The organism is Amycolatopsis antarctica (assembly GCF_002262875.1).
GTDB lineage: Bacteria > Actinomycetota > Actinomycetes > Mycobacteriales > Pseudonocardiaceae > Amycolatopsis > Amycolatopsis antarctica.
In genome coordinates this window covers 319,618-335,435 of the sequence record NZ_NKYE01000003.1, presented here as the reverse complement: position 1 = coordinate 335,435, position 15,818 = coordinate 319,618, and the positions used below count along the sequence as shown (strand labels likewise).

General features: G+C 70.9%; 8 protein-coding genes. 3 read left to right on the top strand and 5 right to left on the bottom strand.

Annotated features, from left to right (window positions below):
• Positions 1 to 3: 3 nt before the first annotated feature.
• Positions 4 to 1,584: a malate synthase A gene (gene aceB, locus CFN78_RS07505; RefSeq protein ID WP_094861856.1), complete on the bottom strand. Its 1,581-nt coding sequence runs from the start codon at positions 1,582 to 1,584 to the stop codon at positions 4 to 6.
• Between the two features lie 130 nt (positions 1,585 to 1,714).
• Here aceB and CFN78_RS07500 point away from each other — a divergent pair, with 130 nt between their 5' ends.
• Complete coding sequence (locus CFN78_RS07500; RefSeq protein ID WP_094861972.1) at positions 1,715 to 2,515, top strand: IclR family transcriptional regulator; 801 nt, start codon at positions 1,715 to 1,717, stop codon at positions 2,513 to 2,515.
• Here CFN78_RS07500 and CFN78_RS07495 read toward each other — a convergent pair.
• Both CFN78_RS07495 and ftsY read right to left on the bottom strand, forming a co-directional pair.
• Entirely contained in the window at positions 2,512 to 4,137 is a 1,626-nt protein-coding gene (locus tag CFN78_RS07495; protein ID WP_094861855.1) for a serine/threonine-protein kinase, read from the bottom strand. The genes CFN78_RS07500 and CFN78_RS07495 overlap by 4 nt on opposite strands.
• Before the next feature lie 221 nt (positions 4,138 to 4,358).
• Positions 4,359 to 5,888, bottom strand: a complete 1,530-nt coding sequence (gene ftsY, locus CFN78_RS07490) for a signal recognition particle-docking protein FtsY (RefSeq protein ID WP_094861854.1) — start codon at positions 5,886 to 5,888, stop codon at positions 4,359 to 4,361.
• Positions 5,889 to 6,023: 135 nt separating this feature from the next.
• Here ftsY and CFN78_RS07485 point away from each other — a divergent pair, with 135 nt between their 5' ends.
• Positions 6,024 to 7,244: an anhydro-N-acetylmuramic acid kinase gene (locus tag CFN78_RS07485; RefSeq protein ID WP_420807856.1), complete on the top strand. Its 1,221-nt coding sequence runs from the start codon at positions 6,024 to 6,026 to the stop codon at positions 7,242 to 7,244.
• 9 nt (positions 7,245 to 7,253) lie between these two features.
• The gene (locus tag CFN78_RS07480; RefSeq protein ID WP_094861852.1) at positions 7,254 to 8,840 is read left to right on the top strand and encodes a sodium:solute symporter; all 1,587 of its coding nucleotides are present in this window, start codon (positions 7,254 to 7,256) and stop codon (positions 8,838 to 8,840) included.
• A gap of 332 nt (positions 8,841 to 9,172) precedes the next feature.
• Here CFN78_RS07480 and CFN78_RS07475 read toward each other — a convergent pair whose 3' ends face one another.
• Together CFN78_RS07475 and smc are read right to left on the bottom strand one after the other, a co-directional pair.
• The gene (locus CFN78_RS07475; protein ID WP_240519318.1) at positions 9,173 to 11,749 is read right to left on the bottom strand and encodes a glycoside hydrolase family 172 protein; all 2,577 of its coding nucleotides are present in this window, start codon (positions 11,747 to 11,749) and stop codon (positions 9,173 to 9,175) included.
• A 189-nt stretch (positions 11,750 to 11,938) separates the two neighbouring features.
• Positions 11,939 to 15,745, bottom strand: a complete 3,807-nt coding sequence (gene smc, locus CFN78_RS07470) for a chromosome segregation protein SMC (protein WP_094861851.1) — start codon at positions 15,743 to 15,745, stop codon at positions 11,939 to 11,941.
• Between the last annotated feature and the right edge of the window lie 73 nt (positions 15,746 to 15,818).

The window sequence follows — 15,818 nt, the reverse complement described above, 5'->3', positions numbered from 1 at the left end:
CGGTTACCTGATCCGCTCGTAGGCGGGCAGCGTGAGGAAGTCCGCGAACTCCTCGGCGAGTGCCACCTGTTCGAACAGCTCCACCGCGGTGTCGAGCTGCTCGGCGGGCAGCACCGGTGCGAGTTCCTCGCGAACCTGCGCGAGGGTCGCGCGGACCAGGTCCCTGGTGACGGTGCTGCCGTCGTCCAGCGTGGTGCCGTTGCGCACCCACTGCCAGATCTGCGAACGCGAGATCTCCGCGGTAGCGGCGTCCTCCATCATGTTGTGGATGCCCGCCGCGCCGTTGCCGCCGAGCCAGGAGGCGATGTAGCGGACGCCGACGTCCACCGCGCCGCGCAGGCCGGCGACCGTGGCGGAGCCGGGAGTCGAGGCGACGTCGAGGAGCTGGTCCGCGGTCACCGAGACCTCGTCACGGGTGCGTCCGAGCTGGTTCGGCTGGTCGCCGAGCACCTTGTCGAACTCCTCCTTGCACAGGTCCACCATGCCGGGGTGCGCGACCCAGGAACCGTCGAAGCCGTCGCCCGCCTCGCGGGACTTGTCCTCGCGGACCTTCGCGATCGCCTTCTCGGTGACCTCGGGATCCTTGCGGTTCGGGATGAACGCGGCCATACCGCCGATCGCGAACGCGCCGCGCTTGTGGCAGGTGCGCACCAGCAGTTCGGTGTACGCGCGCATGAACGGCGCGGTCATGGTGACGCTGTTGCGGTCCGGGAGCACGAACTTCTCGCCCGCGTCGCGGAAGTACTTGATCACGCTGAACAGGTAGTCCCAGCGGCCCGCGTTGAGGCCGGAGGCGTGCTCGCGCAGTTCGTAGAGGATCTCCTCCATCTCGAACGCGGCCGGGATGGTCTCGATGAGCACCGTGGCGCGGATGGTGCCGTGCGCGATGCCGAGCTGCTGTTCCGCGTGGGTGAAGACCTCGTTCCACAACCGCGCCTCGAGGTGACTCTCCATCTTCGGCAGGTAGAAGTACGGGCCCTTGTCCCCGGCCAGCAGGGCCCGGACGTTGTGGAAGAAGTAGAGGCCGAAGTCCACCAGCGCGCCGACGGCCTGCCTGCCGTCGAACTCCAGCCCTCGTTCGTCGAGGTGCCAGCCGCGCGGGCGAACCACGATGGTGGCGTGCTCGACGTCGTCGCGCAGCGTGTAGTGCTTGCCCTCGGGGGAGGTGAGCTCGACCGTCTTGCGCACCGCGTCGTACAGGTTGACCTGGCCGGAGACCACGTTCGCCCAGTGCGGGGTGTTGGCGTCCTCCAGGTCGGCGAGCCACACCTTGGCGCCGGAGTTCAGCGCGTTGATCGTCATCTTCCGGTCGGTCGGGCCGGTGATCTCCACCCGGCGGTCGCGCAGCGCGGGCGGCGCCTCGGCGACCTGCCATTCGGACTCGCGCACCTCGCGCGTCTCCGGGAGGAAGTCGAGCCTGCCGGTGGTCCTGGCCTCGTCCCGGCGCGCCGACCGCGCCGCGAGCAGTTCGTCGCGGCGGGCCGCGAACCCGGCGTGCAGACCGCCGAGGAAGTCGAGCGCCTCCGGCGTGAGGATCTCGTCCCCACGCTCGACGGAATCACCGAGAACACGAACTTCCACCATGCGAACACCCCGCTCATACGTCTTTGATTTCTATATCGCGGACTATAGTTTCTGCATAGCGGAAGCTCAACCCGGCCGACAGCCGCGTGAACCGCGACGAGAGGAGTCAGCCGTGACACCGCCCAGCACGGTGCCGGACAAGGGGCCGAACAACGGGAACGACGGCACGCCGCCCCGCCGCGACACCGGTGGCGTCCAGTCCCTGCGCCGAGCGTTCGAACTGGTGGAATGCCTGGCGGACGCGGGCGGCGAGGCGGGTCTGTCCGAACTCGCCGCCGCCTCGGGCCTGCCGATGCCGACCATCCACCGGCTGGTCCGCACCCTGGTCGGGCTCGGGTACGTGCGGCAGAACAGCAACCGCCGCTACGCGCTGGGCACGCGGCTGATCCGGCTGGGCGAGCACGCGAGCCTGCAGTTCGGCACCTGGGCACGTCCGCTGCTGGCCGAACTGGTCGACGAACTCGGCGAGACGGCGAACCTCGCGGTGCTGGAACGCGACGAGGTCGTCTACGTGGCGCAGGTACCTTCCCGGCACTCGATGCGGATGTTCACCGAGGTGGGCAGGCGGCTCCTACCGCACGGCACCGGCGTCGGCAAGGCGATGCTCGCCTCCCTGCCCACCTCGGACGTCCGGGAACTGTTGCGCCGCACCGGAATGCCCGCCTACACCCAGCACACCCACACCGACCCGGAGACGCTGCTGCGGCACCTCGCGGAGATCGCCGAACAGGGTTACGCGCTCGACGAGGCCGAACAGGAACTCGGCGTGCGCTGCGTCGCCGTCGTCGTCCCCGGCGCCCCGGTGCCCGCCGCGGTCTCGGTCTCCGGCCCGGAGGGCAGGCTCACCAAGGACGCGGTCGCACAGATCGCGCCGGTGGTACGGCGCATCGCGGGAACCCTCTCCGGCGCGCTGCGGACGGAACCGCGCTAGTTCTCGCCCTCGTCGTCGTCGTTCTTCTTGCCCTTGACCTGCTTCGAGGACACCGGTGTGTCGCTCTGCAGCAGGGGCACGCCGTCGCTGGTGACCGTGGTGATCCGGTGCACCTCACGGAAGCGGCCCTCGCCCGCCATGGTGAACTCGATCCCCACCTCGGCCGTGTTGTCGTTGATCGCCTTCGGCGCCGACACCACCTTCAGATCCTTGATGCGCTTCCAGAAGTCGTCGTACTTCTTCCTGCCCTGGGCCTGCAGATCCGGCCCGAGCCGCTTCCACGCGTCGTCCCCGTTCCGGGTCACCACCGCGTAGTAGTCCGCCACCGCCTTCTGCACCTGCTCCGGACCGACGGCCGGCGGCGGCGTGCTGGTCGTGGGCGGCGGGGTACTGGACGTGCTGGACGCGGGCGGAGACGAGGACACGGGTGCGGACGGGGCGGAGGAGGCGGGCGGCGGAGCCGGGCTCGGCGGAGCGGACCGGCCACCGTCGGCGACCTGGTCCTCACCACCCCTGGTGAGCAGGGTGGTGGCCAGCACGCCCACCGCGACCGCGGCCACCAGTGCCAGCGCGGTCAGCACCGCTCGCCTGCCGGAGCGGGACTTCGACGTCGCCGCCGGAGCAGCCGCCCCGGCCGAACCGGACTCGGCGGCGGTCCGCTCGGCCGCGGTCCGCTCTGCCGCGGTCCGCTCTGCCGCCACGGGCGCGGCGGAACCGGCGTAGCCGTCGACCGGCCGCATCGTCCGGGTCGGGATCCGCGCGGCGGGTGCCGCGGCGGCGGACGACGGATCCCGGCCGGTCGCCGCCACCTGGGCCAGCCCGGCACGCACCTGCGTCATCGTCGGGCGTGCCTCGGGTTCGGCCCGCAGCATCGCGCTCAGCCAGCCGGTGAGCGGGCCCGCCTGCCGAGGCGGAGTGATCCGGCCGCTGGCGACGGCGTGCAGCATCGCGATCTCGTTGGTGCCGGTACCGAAGGGCGGCTGGCCCTCGACGGCGGCGTAGAGCGTCGCGCCGAGCGAGAAGACGTCGGAGGCAGGCCCCGGTTCGACCCCGCGCGCGGCCTCCGGTGCCAGGTAGGCGGGCGTGCCGGCGAGCAGGCCGGTCTGGGTGACGGCGACATCGCCCACCGCGCGGGAGATACCGAAATCGGTGATCTTGGTGGTGCCGTCCTCGCCCAGCAGCACGTTGCCCGGTTTGACGTCGCGGTGCACGATGCCGGCGATGTGCGCCGCGGCGAGCGCCGAGGCGGCGTGCGCCCCGATTCCGGCGACCTCTCGCGGCGGGAGGACACCGCGCTCGTCCAGCACCTCCGCGAGGCTGCGCGAGGGCAGGTACTCCATCACCAGCACGGGCTGCCCCGCGTCGTCGGCGACGTCGTAGACGAGGATCGCGTGCGGATGCTGCAGCCGGGCGGCGATCCTGCCCTCGCGGAACGCCCGCTGCCGCGCCTGCTCGCCCTCGACGGCACTGAGCCCCGGGAACACCCGGAGCTGCTTGGCGGCGACCGTGCGCGCCAGCGTCTCGTCCCGGGCCTGCCACACCACACCCATCGCACCGCCACCGATGCGGCGCTGCAGGCGGTACCGTCCGGCGACCAGCCGGCCTTCGTCGTCCTCGCTCAACGGCGTCTCCCAGTCACCCCGCCAGGCTAGACGCCTCACTCGGCGACCGGTTTTCCTGCCACCGTCCGCAGTTCCTCGCCGAATGGCGCAGCGGCGAACACCCACACGGAGCAGTCCGACGCACGCCCCGGCCGACAGGCGGTGTCAGTCAGTCGAAGGGTCACCCCTGCGGTTGCCGACCACAGCCCGGCACCATCAGGCTGCGAATGGAATCCTCACAGTCAGCCGAGTAGCGCTTCCACGAAGGCGGACGGCTCGAAGGGCGCCAGATCGTCGGGTCCCTCGCCGAGCCCGACGAGCTTGACCGGCACGCCGAGTTCGCGCTGCACCTGGAAGACGATGCCGCCCTTCGCGGTGCCGTCGAGCTTGGTGAGCACGATGCCGGTGATGTCGACGACCTCGGCGAACACGCGGGCCTGCGCGAGACCGTTCTGACCGGTGGTGGCGTCGAGCACGAGCAGCACCTCGTCGACCTTCGCCTGCTTCTCGACGACCCGCTTGACCTTGCTCAGCTCGTCCATCAGGCCGGTCTTGGTGTGCAGCCTGCCCGCCGTGTCGATGAGCACCGCGTCCACGCCGGTGTCGACACCGCGCTTGACGGCGTCGAAGGCGACCGCGGCCGGGTCCGCACCTTCCTTGCCCCGCACGGTTTCCGCGCCCACCCGCTCGGACCACGTCTGGAGCTGGTCGGCGGCGGCGGCGCGGAAGGTGTCCGCCGCGCCGAGCAGCACCTGCCTGCCCTGCGCGACCAGCACGCGGGCGAGCTTGCCGGTGGTGGTGGTCTTGCCGGTGCCGTTCACACCGGCGACCAGCACCACGGCGGGCTGCTTGGCACCGTCCACCATGTGCGGCAGCGCCCGGACGGACCGGTCGTGGGAGGGCTGCAGGGCGTCGGTCAGGACCTCCTTGAGCAGGGCACGGGCCTGCTCCGGCGTCCGCACGCCCCGGGTGGACAGTTCCGCGCGCAGGGTCCCGACGATCTCGGTGGTCGTGGCGGAGCCGAGATCCGCGATCAGCAGGGTGTCCTCGATGTCCTGCCAGGAATCCTCGTCCAGATCGCCCGCCCCCAGCAGGCCCAGCAGGCCCTGCCCCAGCGAGGAACTGGACTTCGACAGCCTGCCGCGCAGCCGCTCGATCCGGCCCGTGGCGGGCGCGATCTCGTCCTCCACGACGGGCGCGGACGGCGCCACTGCCGTGGACGGCGGCGCACCGGCCGTACCGGAATCGGCGGGCCGGGCGGAGGTGTCGACCTGAACGGACTCGGTCCCGATCTCGGTGGGCTCTGGCTCGGTGGTCCCAGCCCCGGTCTCGGTGGGCTCGGCCTCGATAGGCTCGGTCCCGGGTTCGGTGGTGTCGGTGGCCCCGGCGGTCTCGGTGGGCTCTGTCGCCGGGGGCGCGTCGGGAAGGCCGACGTCGACGATGCCGCGCCGGGGGGCGTCCCGGGGCACCGAGGCGTCGTCGCCGACGCCAGGCTGGCCGTCGACCTCGGTTCGCTCTCCTGCCGGGTGCGTCGCGGAGTCGTCCTCGCCGGCGGACGGTTCGTCCTCGGTCCGGGTGCCACCGGGGGCGAGCGAGATGCCGCCACCCGCCGTGTAGCCGCCGCCCTTCGGCTTGGCCTCGTCGACCTTCGCCTGCTCGGAGTCGCCGAGACTGATCTTGCGCCTGCGCGCGACCACCAGGCCCGCGACCAGCGCGATGGCCAGCAGGACGACGACAACGACGACTACCCAGATCCAGGAGTTGCTCGACACGCGGTCATCCTCGCATCCGACGCTGCGTACGGCCGTGCACACCCTCGGACAACTATTGACCTTCCATGACTCATTTTGGACAAGAACAAACCAAACCGGTTGCGTCCAAACCGGCGAAAGGACTAGACCACTGCCGTGGCAATCCATACGTCACCACCCGTACGAGTGGTCGGACTACTCTCCGGAACGTCGATCGACGGAATCGACGTGGCCGCAGCCGAGCTGCACGCGGCGGACGGCGAGCTGACCCTGACCCCGCTGGGCGAGCTGGAGATCCCGTACCCGGACGGCCTGCGTTCGGACCTGATCGACGCGCTCCCGCCCCAGCCCAGCAGCGCCGAGCGGCTGACCATGCTCGACACCCGGGCAGGGCAGGCGTTCGGCGACGCCGCCCGCGAAGGCGTCGAGCACCTGGCAGGCGGACGGGCCGATCTGGTCGCCTCGCTCGGCCAGACCGTCTTCCACTGGGTGGAGGACGGCACGGCGCTCGGCACGCTCCAGCTCGGCAGCCCGGCGTGGATCGCCGAGCGGACCGGCCTGCCCGTGGTCGCCGACCTGCGCAGCCGCGATGTCGCGGCGGGCGGGCACGGCGCTCCGCTGGCCAGCACGCTCGACGCCCTGTGGCTGCGCGGCCTCGCCGAGTCCACCTCGGCACCGGCCGCCGCCCTCAACATCGGCGGGATCGCCAACATCACCGTCGTCGGCCCGGACGGCGGTGTGCTCGCCTACGACACCGGGCCGGGCAACGCACTGCTCGACCTGGCCGCCACCGAGGTCACCGGCGGCGCCAAGCGCAGCGACGAGGGCGGCGAACTCGCCGCCATCGGCATCGTGCAGGAGGAGCTGCTGAACCGGCTGCTGGCCGACCCCTACTACGCGGCCGCTCCGCCGAAGTCGACCGGCAAGGAGCACTTCCACACCGCGTACCTGGCCGAGGCGCGCCGCGCGACGGCCGACGTCGGCGGCGCGGACCTGCTCGCCACCCTGACCGAACTCACCGCGGCCACCATTGCCACGGAATGCGCCCGACACTCCGTACGAACGTTGGTGGCCTCGGGCGGCGGAGTGGAGAACCCTGCGCTCATGCGAGCACTCGCGGCCAGGCTCGGCGACGTCGATCTGCGGACCAGCGACGACCTCGGGCTGCCTCGCGCGGCCAAGGAGGCCTACCTGACCGCACTGCTCGGCTGGCTGACCTGGCACGGTGTGCCGGGCAACGTGCCGAGCGCGACCGGGGCCAGGGGACCCCGCGTGCTCGGCAGCCTCACCCCCGGCGCCGCCGGCCTTTCCATGCCCACCCCGTACACCGAACCGATTACCCGCCTACGGGTAGCGGCAGCACCACGAAAGCGGTAGGAGATATCAATGCGCGCACTGGATCTCGCGATCATCGCGGTCTTCCTGGTCGGGATGCCGTTGCTGGGGATCGCGATCGGTGGCAGGCAGAAGTCGGGTAACGACTACTTCGTCGGCGAGGGCAAGATCTCCTGGTGGGTGGCCTGCCTCTCGGTGGTCTCCGCGGAGACGTCCACGCTGACCGTGCTGTCCGTGCCGACGGTGGCCTACATCGCGACGCCCGGAGCCGGCGGGATGACGTACCTGTCACTGGCGATCGGCTACATCGCCGGGCGGATCGTGGTCTCGTTCGTGCTGTTGCCGCGGTACGTGGCGGGCAACCTGGTGACGGCGTACGCCTTCCTCGGCAAGCGCTTCGGTGGCGGCGTGCAGGGCACCGCCTCGGTGACCTTCCTGCTCACCCGCCTGCTCGCCGACGGCCTGCGCCTGTTCGCCACCGCCATCCCGATCAAGGTGGTACTCGGTGCGTACGGCCTTTCGGTGTCGTACTGGATCATCGTGCTGGCACTGGGCATCGCCATGGTGATCTACAGCTTCTTCGGTGGTGTGCGCGCCGTGGTCTGGGTCGATGCGATCCAGATGCTCTGGTACGTCCTCGGCGGCGTCGCGGTGATCTGGGTGCTGTCCAACGAACTGCCGGACGGCTGGCTCACCCGTGCGTTCGACGCGAACAAGTTCCAGATCCTCGACTTCTCGTCCAGCCCGCTGACCGGCCAGTACGCGTTCGTCGCCGCGCTGATCGGCGGCGCGGTGCTGTCGATGGCCTCGCACGGTTCCGACCAGCTCATCGTCCAGCGGCTGCAGGCGACCAACGACCTGCGGGAGGCGAAGAAGGCGCTGATCGCCAGCGGGTTCGTCGTCTTCTTCCAGTTCGCGCTGTTCCTGTTCATCGGCGTGATGCTGTGGGCCTTCTACAACGGCCTCGACCCGGTCAAACAGCTCGGCCTCGGCAGCAACGACGAACTGTTCGCCAACTTCATCGTGACCGAGCTGCCAAGTGGACTTTCCGGCTTCGTGATCGCCGGAATCCTCGCGGCGGCACTGAGTTCCTCGCTCGGCGCGCTCGCGTCCTCGACCGTCACCGACGTCTACGAGCGCGTCATCGGCCGGGAGCTCTCCGACACCGACAGGCTCAAGCAGGGCCGCATCTGGACGGTCATCTGGGCCGGTCTGCTGATCGTGTTCGCGGGCGGGTTCGCCTCCTTCGCCAGCCAGAGCGACCCGATCGTCGTGCAGGGCCTCTCGATCACCGGCTACACCTACGGCGCGCTGCTCGGTGCGTTCCTGCTTGGCCTGATGATCAAGAAGGCCAGGCAGCGCGACGCCATCATCGCGTTCGTCAGCACCGTCGTGGTCATGGGCTTCGTGATCCTGGGCGTCAAGTTCGACAAGACCGACGGCAGTGTGGTCGGGATCGACTTCAGCAAGGCCGCGGGCGACAACGTGGCACTGGCGTTCCCCTGGTACACGCTGCTGGGCGTGATCATCACGCTGATCGTCGGCGGGCTGCTCTCGTTGCGGCACAAGAGCGACGACCCGCGGTACGCGCAGATCAACGCCCCCGAGGAACCCGCGGCCACCGAGCCCAAGGCCTGACCCCCGGCGGCACCCAAACCCGCAATATGTCGACGTATTGCGCTCCTCGCGACCGCAATACGTCGACATATTGCGCCCCCCGCCCCCGTGTCAGGCGGTACGGCACCCCGTGTCGCGCGGTACGGCAGGCCGTGTCACGCGGTACGGCACCCCGTGTCACGCGGCACGGCGGGCCTCGACGGGAGGCGGTGGCGGACGGATCGCGGCGGGCCCTGGCGTGGCTCTTCGACGGTCCCACCACGGTCGCCTCGCCGCCCTGGCGTACGAGAGACGGGGCCCCAGCACCGATCCGGTGCGGGGGCCCCGTTTCTCGTACGGTGTGCTCTCGGGTGTCAGTCCCGGTCCGCCGCCTCAGCGGCGACCGGACCGTTCAGTGAGAGCATCCGGTAACTCGACGCCGACCACGCGGGAGCGCCGCCGACCGGTTCGACCCGGACGGTCACCCCGGACTTGCCCTTGGTGAGAGCCGCCGGGACGTCGAACGCGTCCTCCAGCCAGCGCGAGGAGGCGTTGCCGAGCGGCTGGTACCACTCGCCCGCGGGCTGGTCGTCGACGAACACCGCTGCCCGCTGGAACGCCTCGCCCTGGTCGGACACCCGGTGCAGGCGCAGCCCGTCGTTGTCCTCGCTGACCGCCGCGGTGAACGACACCGCACCGGTGGCCGACGAGGTCGCGCCGGCGACCGGGGTGCGGTCACCCTTGCCCTCGAACGTCGACTCCAGCGTGCCCCGGGTCTCACCCGCGGCCTGGTAGCCGTGCTCGGTGCGGCTGGCGTCGTCACCGAGGTCGATCGCATCGGTCTCGGTGACGTTCGGCGTGGACTGCCCGTACCAGAACGACGTCGACCCGTAGTCCGCCGCGATGTCGGAGTCCGGCCCGTGCTCGATGTCGAACTCGATGCCGCTGCCGAAAGGCACCGCGTCCGCGATCATCAGCCGGTACGCGCCGAGGCAGCGTTGCGCGCAACCGTCGGCCTCCGACTCGGAGCCGACCGCGCCGGCGAGCGGCATCGCGTACGGCACCGCTTCCCGGCTGCCCGCCTCGGCGTCCATGAAGTACCAGCCGGACTCGTAGAAGTCCTCCGAACCGGTGCCGATGACGCTCGGGCTCTTCGAACCGTCGACGTAGACCCGCTCGTCGCCCTCGAGGAAGGCGAGCTGGTTCACCTCGGCCGGCATTTTCCCGCGCATGCTCGCCGAGACGCCGTAGAAGACGCCCTTTCCTTCCGCAGCAAGGAACTTCCACTCCTCACCCTGCACCGCGTCACCGCGGTCGTGGGTGGCGTGGAAGTGCCCGAGCGGCCCGCCAGGTGCGAGTGCGCCCGGCAGTGAGGCGTCCGGTGCCGAGGTCAGCGTCAGGCTGCCACCGGTGATCTCCACCCCGGACTCGTTGACCAGCTCCACGACGGCGTTCTCCGCGTACGGCATCGGCCACCAGGAGGTGAAGGCGCCGTTCTCGGTGGTGTCGATGGAGTGGGTCAGCGTGCGTGATTCGTACTTGCCGAGGCCGGAACCGAAGAACTCGCCGATCGGTGAGTCGACGGTGGTCTGGCCGTCGAAGGTGATCCGCAGCCGCAGTCCTTCCAGGATCGCGTCCGAGGTCGTCACCGCCGCCGGGTCGACCGGGTACCGGAAGACACCGAGGCCCTCCCAACGCTGGCCGCCGATCGTGTACTCGTGCGCGGCCTCTTCGTTCGCGTGGTTGGGGCCTACGTCCAGAACGTCGGTCCGGATCCACTCGCCGCCGACCTTGGAGTGCACGTCGTAGCGGAACTCGTTGACGTCCAGGCTGGACGAGACGAACGCGTTCTCCACGCGGATGCGCGACTTGCCCGCCGTGACCGCCGGAGCGACCTCGATCGCCTGGTCGGCCCAGGCCTCCGGCACCGAGGCACCGTGCGTCCACTCGCCCGCAGGTTGTCCCTCGACGGCGACCGTCGCCCGCTGGTCGGCGATCTTGGGGTCGTAGCGGCGGGTGATACGCACACCCTCGTTGTTCTCCGCCACGGCCGCCGAGAACCCGCTGCCGCCCGGTCCGTAGGCCCGTCCGTCGTCGTAGACCTGCGGGCTGGTGACCACCTGCGGCAGGCGCAGGCGCAGCTCACTGATCGAGCGCGGACCGGCGGTCACCGGAACCGACTGGTTCGCTCCGGCCGCGATCGCAAGGTCCGTGGCCTGCGCCTCGGCACCCTGCGCGGCGGGCTTCGGGTCCCACACGCCGTAACCGCGCATTCCCTCGACGACGTCGGTGGCCTGATCCGCCGGATCGAAGGCGGTGACACCCTCGGCGTCGGCGAACTGCCGGTAGGTCACGTGGTAGAAGTGCGGGTTGTTCTGCGTGGTCACCCGCATCGACTTCGTGTACGGCATCGGGACCTTGATCACCGAGCCGCCCATCGTGTCGGCGGAGTTGCCCACCAGCGGCCAGACGAACGGGGCGCCCTTGGCACCGTTCACGATGTCCTGCAGCGAGCCCTCCAGGACGACCTCGCCGTCGATCTCGACGGTGATCGCACCGATGGCCGCGATCGAGTCGGGGCTGTAGGTGAACCACATGGTCGAGATCTCGCCGGGGCCCGCGGCCTCGGCGAGTACGCACCGTCCGTCGGTTTCGTTGCGCAGGCAGGAGTAGGTGCCCTCGAAACCGTCGTCGTTGCCGCCCGCGCGGTCGAAGCTGGAGAACTGCTTGAGCTGCTCGCCGGGACGCATCCGGGCGAGGCCGTCCAGTGAACGGTAGGTGTCCCAGCCGACCGGGCCCTTGCCCGCGGTCGCGGCCTGCGGGAGGGCGGGCGCGCCGGTGGCTTGGGCGGGGGCGATCACCAGGCCGATGACGGCCAGCAGTGGCAGCCACAGTGCGGCAAGTCTTCGGGTGTTTCTGCGACGTTCCGGGGCAGGGCTTTTTCGGGGCACGACAAGGACTCCCTCGCATTCGGGCATGCTGAAGACACCGGCCACCCAGGAAAGCCGGTAACCAAGTAATCGATTACCCGTTGAGTAAAGGACAAGTTAACTACGCGCGTCTATCAGCCAGGTGGGTGATCTACGTCACAACGCTCAGTGAACCGATTCGGTGACCTCGGCGGGCGTCGAACCGGTGGTTCAGACCTGTCCGGGCGCTCCGCCGGCCGCCTCGGCGGCGGAGTCCACGGTCCCGCCGAGGTCCGCGTGCCCGGCGGCGTCGGCGTTCTGCGGCACCTCGCCGGGGCCCGGAGTCACGTCCTGTGGCCCCTCGGCCGGGTCCGTCGCCTCGGCCGCCGCCGGTGCCTGGCCCTCGCCCGCCGCCGGGGCCGGGGCGGTGATCGCGGCGGGTGCCGCCCGTTCCGCACGCAGGCGCTGCGAGATCACCTTGGTGATGCCGTCGCCCTGCATGCTCACGCCGTACAGCGCGTCGGCGATCTCCATCGTCGGCTTCTGGTGCGTGATGATGATGAGCTGGGAGGCCGCGCGGAGCTGTTCGAGCAGGCCGATCAGCCTGCGCATGTTGGTGTCGTCCAGCGCCGCCTCGACCTCGTCCATCACGTAGAACGGTGACGGCCGGGCACGGAAGATCGCCACCAGCATGGCGACGGCCACCAGGGACTTCTCCCCACCGGAGAGCAGCGACAGCCGCTTGACCTTCTTGCCCGGCGGTCGGGCCTCGACGTCGACGCCGGTGGCGAGCAGGTCGTTCGGCTCGGTGAGGATCATCCGCCCCTCGCCGCCGGGGAACAGGACGGAGAACACGACCTCGAACTCGCGCGCCACGTCCTCGTAGGCGCTGGCGAAGACCTCCAGGATCTTCTCGTCGACATCCTTGATGACCGTCAGCAGATCCTTGCGCGTGGCCTTCAGATCCTCGAGCTGGGTGGAGAGGAACCGGTACCGCTCCTCCAGCGCGGCGAACTCCTCCAGCGCCAGCGGGTTCACCTTGCCCAGCAGGGAAAGGTCCTTCTCGGCCCGCTTCGCCCGCCGGGTCTGCGTGGCCCGGTCGTAGGGGATCGGCTGCGGCTTCACGACGTCCTCGCCGCGTTCCTTCGCCGACTCGTACTCGGCCACCTCGCCCTCACCGGGCGGCACCGGCACAGCCGGACCGTATTCGGCGACCAGGTCGTCGAGGCCCATCCCGAAGTCCTCGGCGATCTTCGTCTCGAGCTGCTCGAGCCGGAGCCGCTGCTCGGCGCGCAACACCTCGTCGCGGTGCACGGCGTCGGTGAGCTTCTCCAGCTCCCCTGCCAGTTCCCGCACCCTGCTGCGCACGGTGCCGAGCGCGGACTCACGTTCCTGCCTGCGAGCCTGCGCCGCGTCCCGTTCGGCGGCGGCGCGCTGCAGGGACACGTCGATACGCTCCAGCGCGATCTCGCCGCCGTTGGCGACGGCCTCCGCGATCTCCGCGCCACGGGCCCGTGCGACGCGGGCCTTCTCCGCCCGTTCCCGGGCCTGCTGCTCGGCGTGCGCGGCCCGCCGCAGCGATTCCGCGCGGCCGGCGATACCGCGGGAGCGCTCCTCGGCCGTCCGCAGCGCGAGCCGGGAGTCGACCTCCTCCTGCCGGACGACGGCCAGCGCGTCGGCCGCCTCGTCCCGCGCGGCCGTGTCCGGGTCCTCGTCCACCGGCTGCTCGGCGACGGCGGAGAGTCGTTCCTCCAGTTCGGCGAGCTTGGTCAACGCGTCCGCGCGGCTCTGCTCCACCTTCGCCCGCTGGTCGCGGAGCCGGGTCACGTCCGCCTCGGCCGACCGGGCCGCCTGCTGCATGCGGTCGAGCCGTTCGGTGGACCGCGCCTTGCGGACCTTCGCCTCGCTCAGCGATTCCTTGGCGTGGCCCACTTCCTCACGCCGGGCCTGTTGCTCGGCACGGGCGCCCTCCAGCTCCGCCGCCGTGCGCTCCAGAGCGCGCTCGGCGGCGAGCATCCGGTCCTGGGCCTCGTCGACGGCGGCCTGCACCTCGATGACGCTCTCGCTGCGGGCGGAACCGCCGACCGCCCAGTGGGCACCGAGTACGTCGCCGTCGCCGGTCACCGTGCTGATGTCCGGGTGGGCCAGCACCAGGTCGCGGCCGGCGTCGAGCGTGCCGACGACGGCCATCCGGTGCAGCGCGCGTTCCACCGCGGGACGCAACGCCTCCGGGCAGCGCACGACGTCGCGGGCCCAGCGCGCCCCCGAGGGCAGCGCGGGCCAGTTCCCGGGCGGATCGGTGTCCACAGTGGACCCCGGCCCGTCGCCCAGCAGCAGTCCGGCACGCCCGGAGTCGTTGTCCTTCAAGTACTTCAGTGCCGCCACCGCATCGTCGCCCGCGCTTACCGCCACCGCGTCGGCGACGGGCCCCAGCGCGGCGGCCAACGCCACTTCGTACCCGGCGTCCACGGTCAGCAGCGCGGCGATCGACCCGAGCAGGCCGGGCAGTTCACCGGAGGCGCCCAGCAGAGCGCCCGCGCCGTCCTTGCGGTTGAGCCCCATCGACAGCGCGTCCACCCGCGCCTTCTCCGAGGCGATGTCGCGCTCGGCGGTGCGCTCCGCCTTCACCAGTTCCTCGACCCTGGCCTTGGCCGCGTGGTTCGCCTGGACGGCCCGGTCGTGCCGCTCCTGCAGGTCGGCGTCGTCGGACTCCTCGACGCCACCTTCCGCGCGGGCCTCCTCCAGCTCCTCCACCGCATGTTCCGCGCGGGCGGAGGATTCCTCGATGCCGGCGGTGAGCCGTTCGATCTCGTCGGCGGTGGCACCGTTCTTGCTGCGCAGCGCTTCCACCTGTCCGGTGAGCTTGGCCAGGCCCTCGCGGCGGTCGGCGATCGCGCGGACAGCCGCCATGTGCGCCTTCTCCGCGGTCTGCACCGCTCGTTCCAGGTCCTCGCGCCGCTGCACCGTCTCGGACAGCATCGCGCGGGCCTCGCCGACGGCCTCGGCCAGCTCGGCTTCGCGCTCGGCGACCTGCTCCGCCTCGGCGAGCAGTTCCTCCGGGTCCCGACCGCCGGACGCGGATTCCACGTCGGCGGAGAGGTGGCGCTGCCGCTCGACGGCCAGCCGCACGGTGCCCCGCAGGCGTTCGGCCAGCGCGGAGAGCTTGTACCAGGTGTCCTGGGCCGCGGCGAGCTTCGGCGCGTCCTCGGCGATGGCGGCCTCGAGGTCGGCCTGCTCGGCGGTCGCCACCTCGAGTACCTGCTCGACCTCCGCCCGGCGGGCGCGCGCGGCGTTCTCGTCGGCCTCCTCGCGGGCGAGATCGGTCCGCTGGGTGACCAGCTCGTCGGCGAGCAGGCGCAGCCGGGAGTCGCGCAGTTCGGACTGGACGGCCTGGGCCTTGCGGGCGATTTCCGCCTGCTTGCCCAGCGGTTTGAGCTGGCGGCGCAGCTCCGTGGTGAGGTCGCCGAGGCGGTCGAGGTTGGCCTGCATCGCGTTCAGTTTCCGCAGCGCCTTTTCCTTGCGCTTGCGGTGTTTCAGGACACCGGCGGCCTCCTCGATGAAGGCGCGGCGCTCCTCCGGCTTGGCCTCGAGGATCTGCGCGAGCTGGCCCTGGCCGACGATGACGTGCATCTCGCGGCCGATGCCGGAGTCGGACAGCAGCTCCTGCACGTCCATCAGCCGGCAGGTGCTGCGGTTGATCTCGTACTCGCTCGCGCCGTCGCGGAACATCCGGCGGGTGATCGACACCTCGGTGTAGTCGATCGGCAGCGCTCCGTCGGAGTTGTCGATCGTCAGGGTCACCTCGGCACGGCCCAGCGGCGCCCGGCCCGAGGTGCCGGCGAAGATGACGTCCTCCATCTTGCCGCCGCGCAGGTCCTTCGCGCCCTGGGTGCCCATCACCCAGCGCAGCGCGTCCAGCACGTTCGACTTGCCGGAGCCGTTCGGCCCGACGACACAGGTGATCCCGGGTTCGAAGCGCAGCGTGGTAGCCGATGCGAAGGACTTGAAGCCCTTGAGCGTCAAGCTTTTCAGGTGCACGTGGCGCTGACCTCTCCGACCGCCGTTCCGGGTTTGGGCGACGAGGAATGTTACCCGGGCCGCCACCGGCACC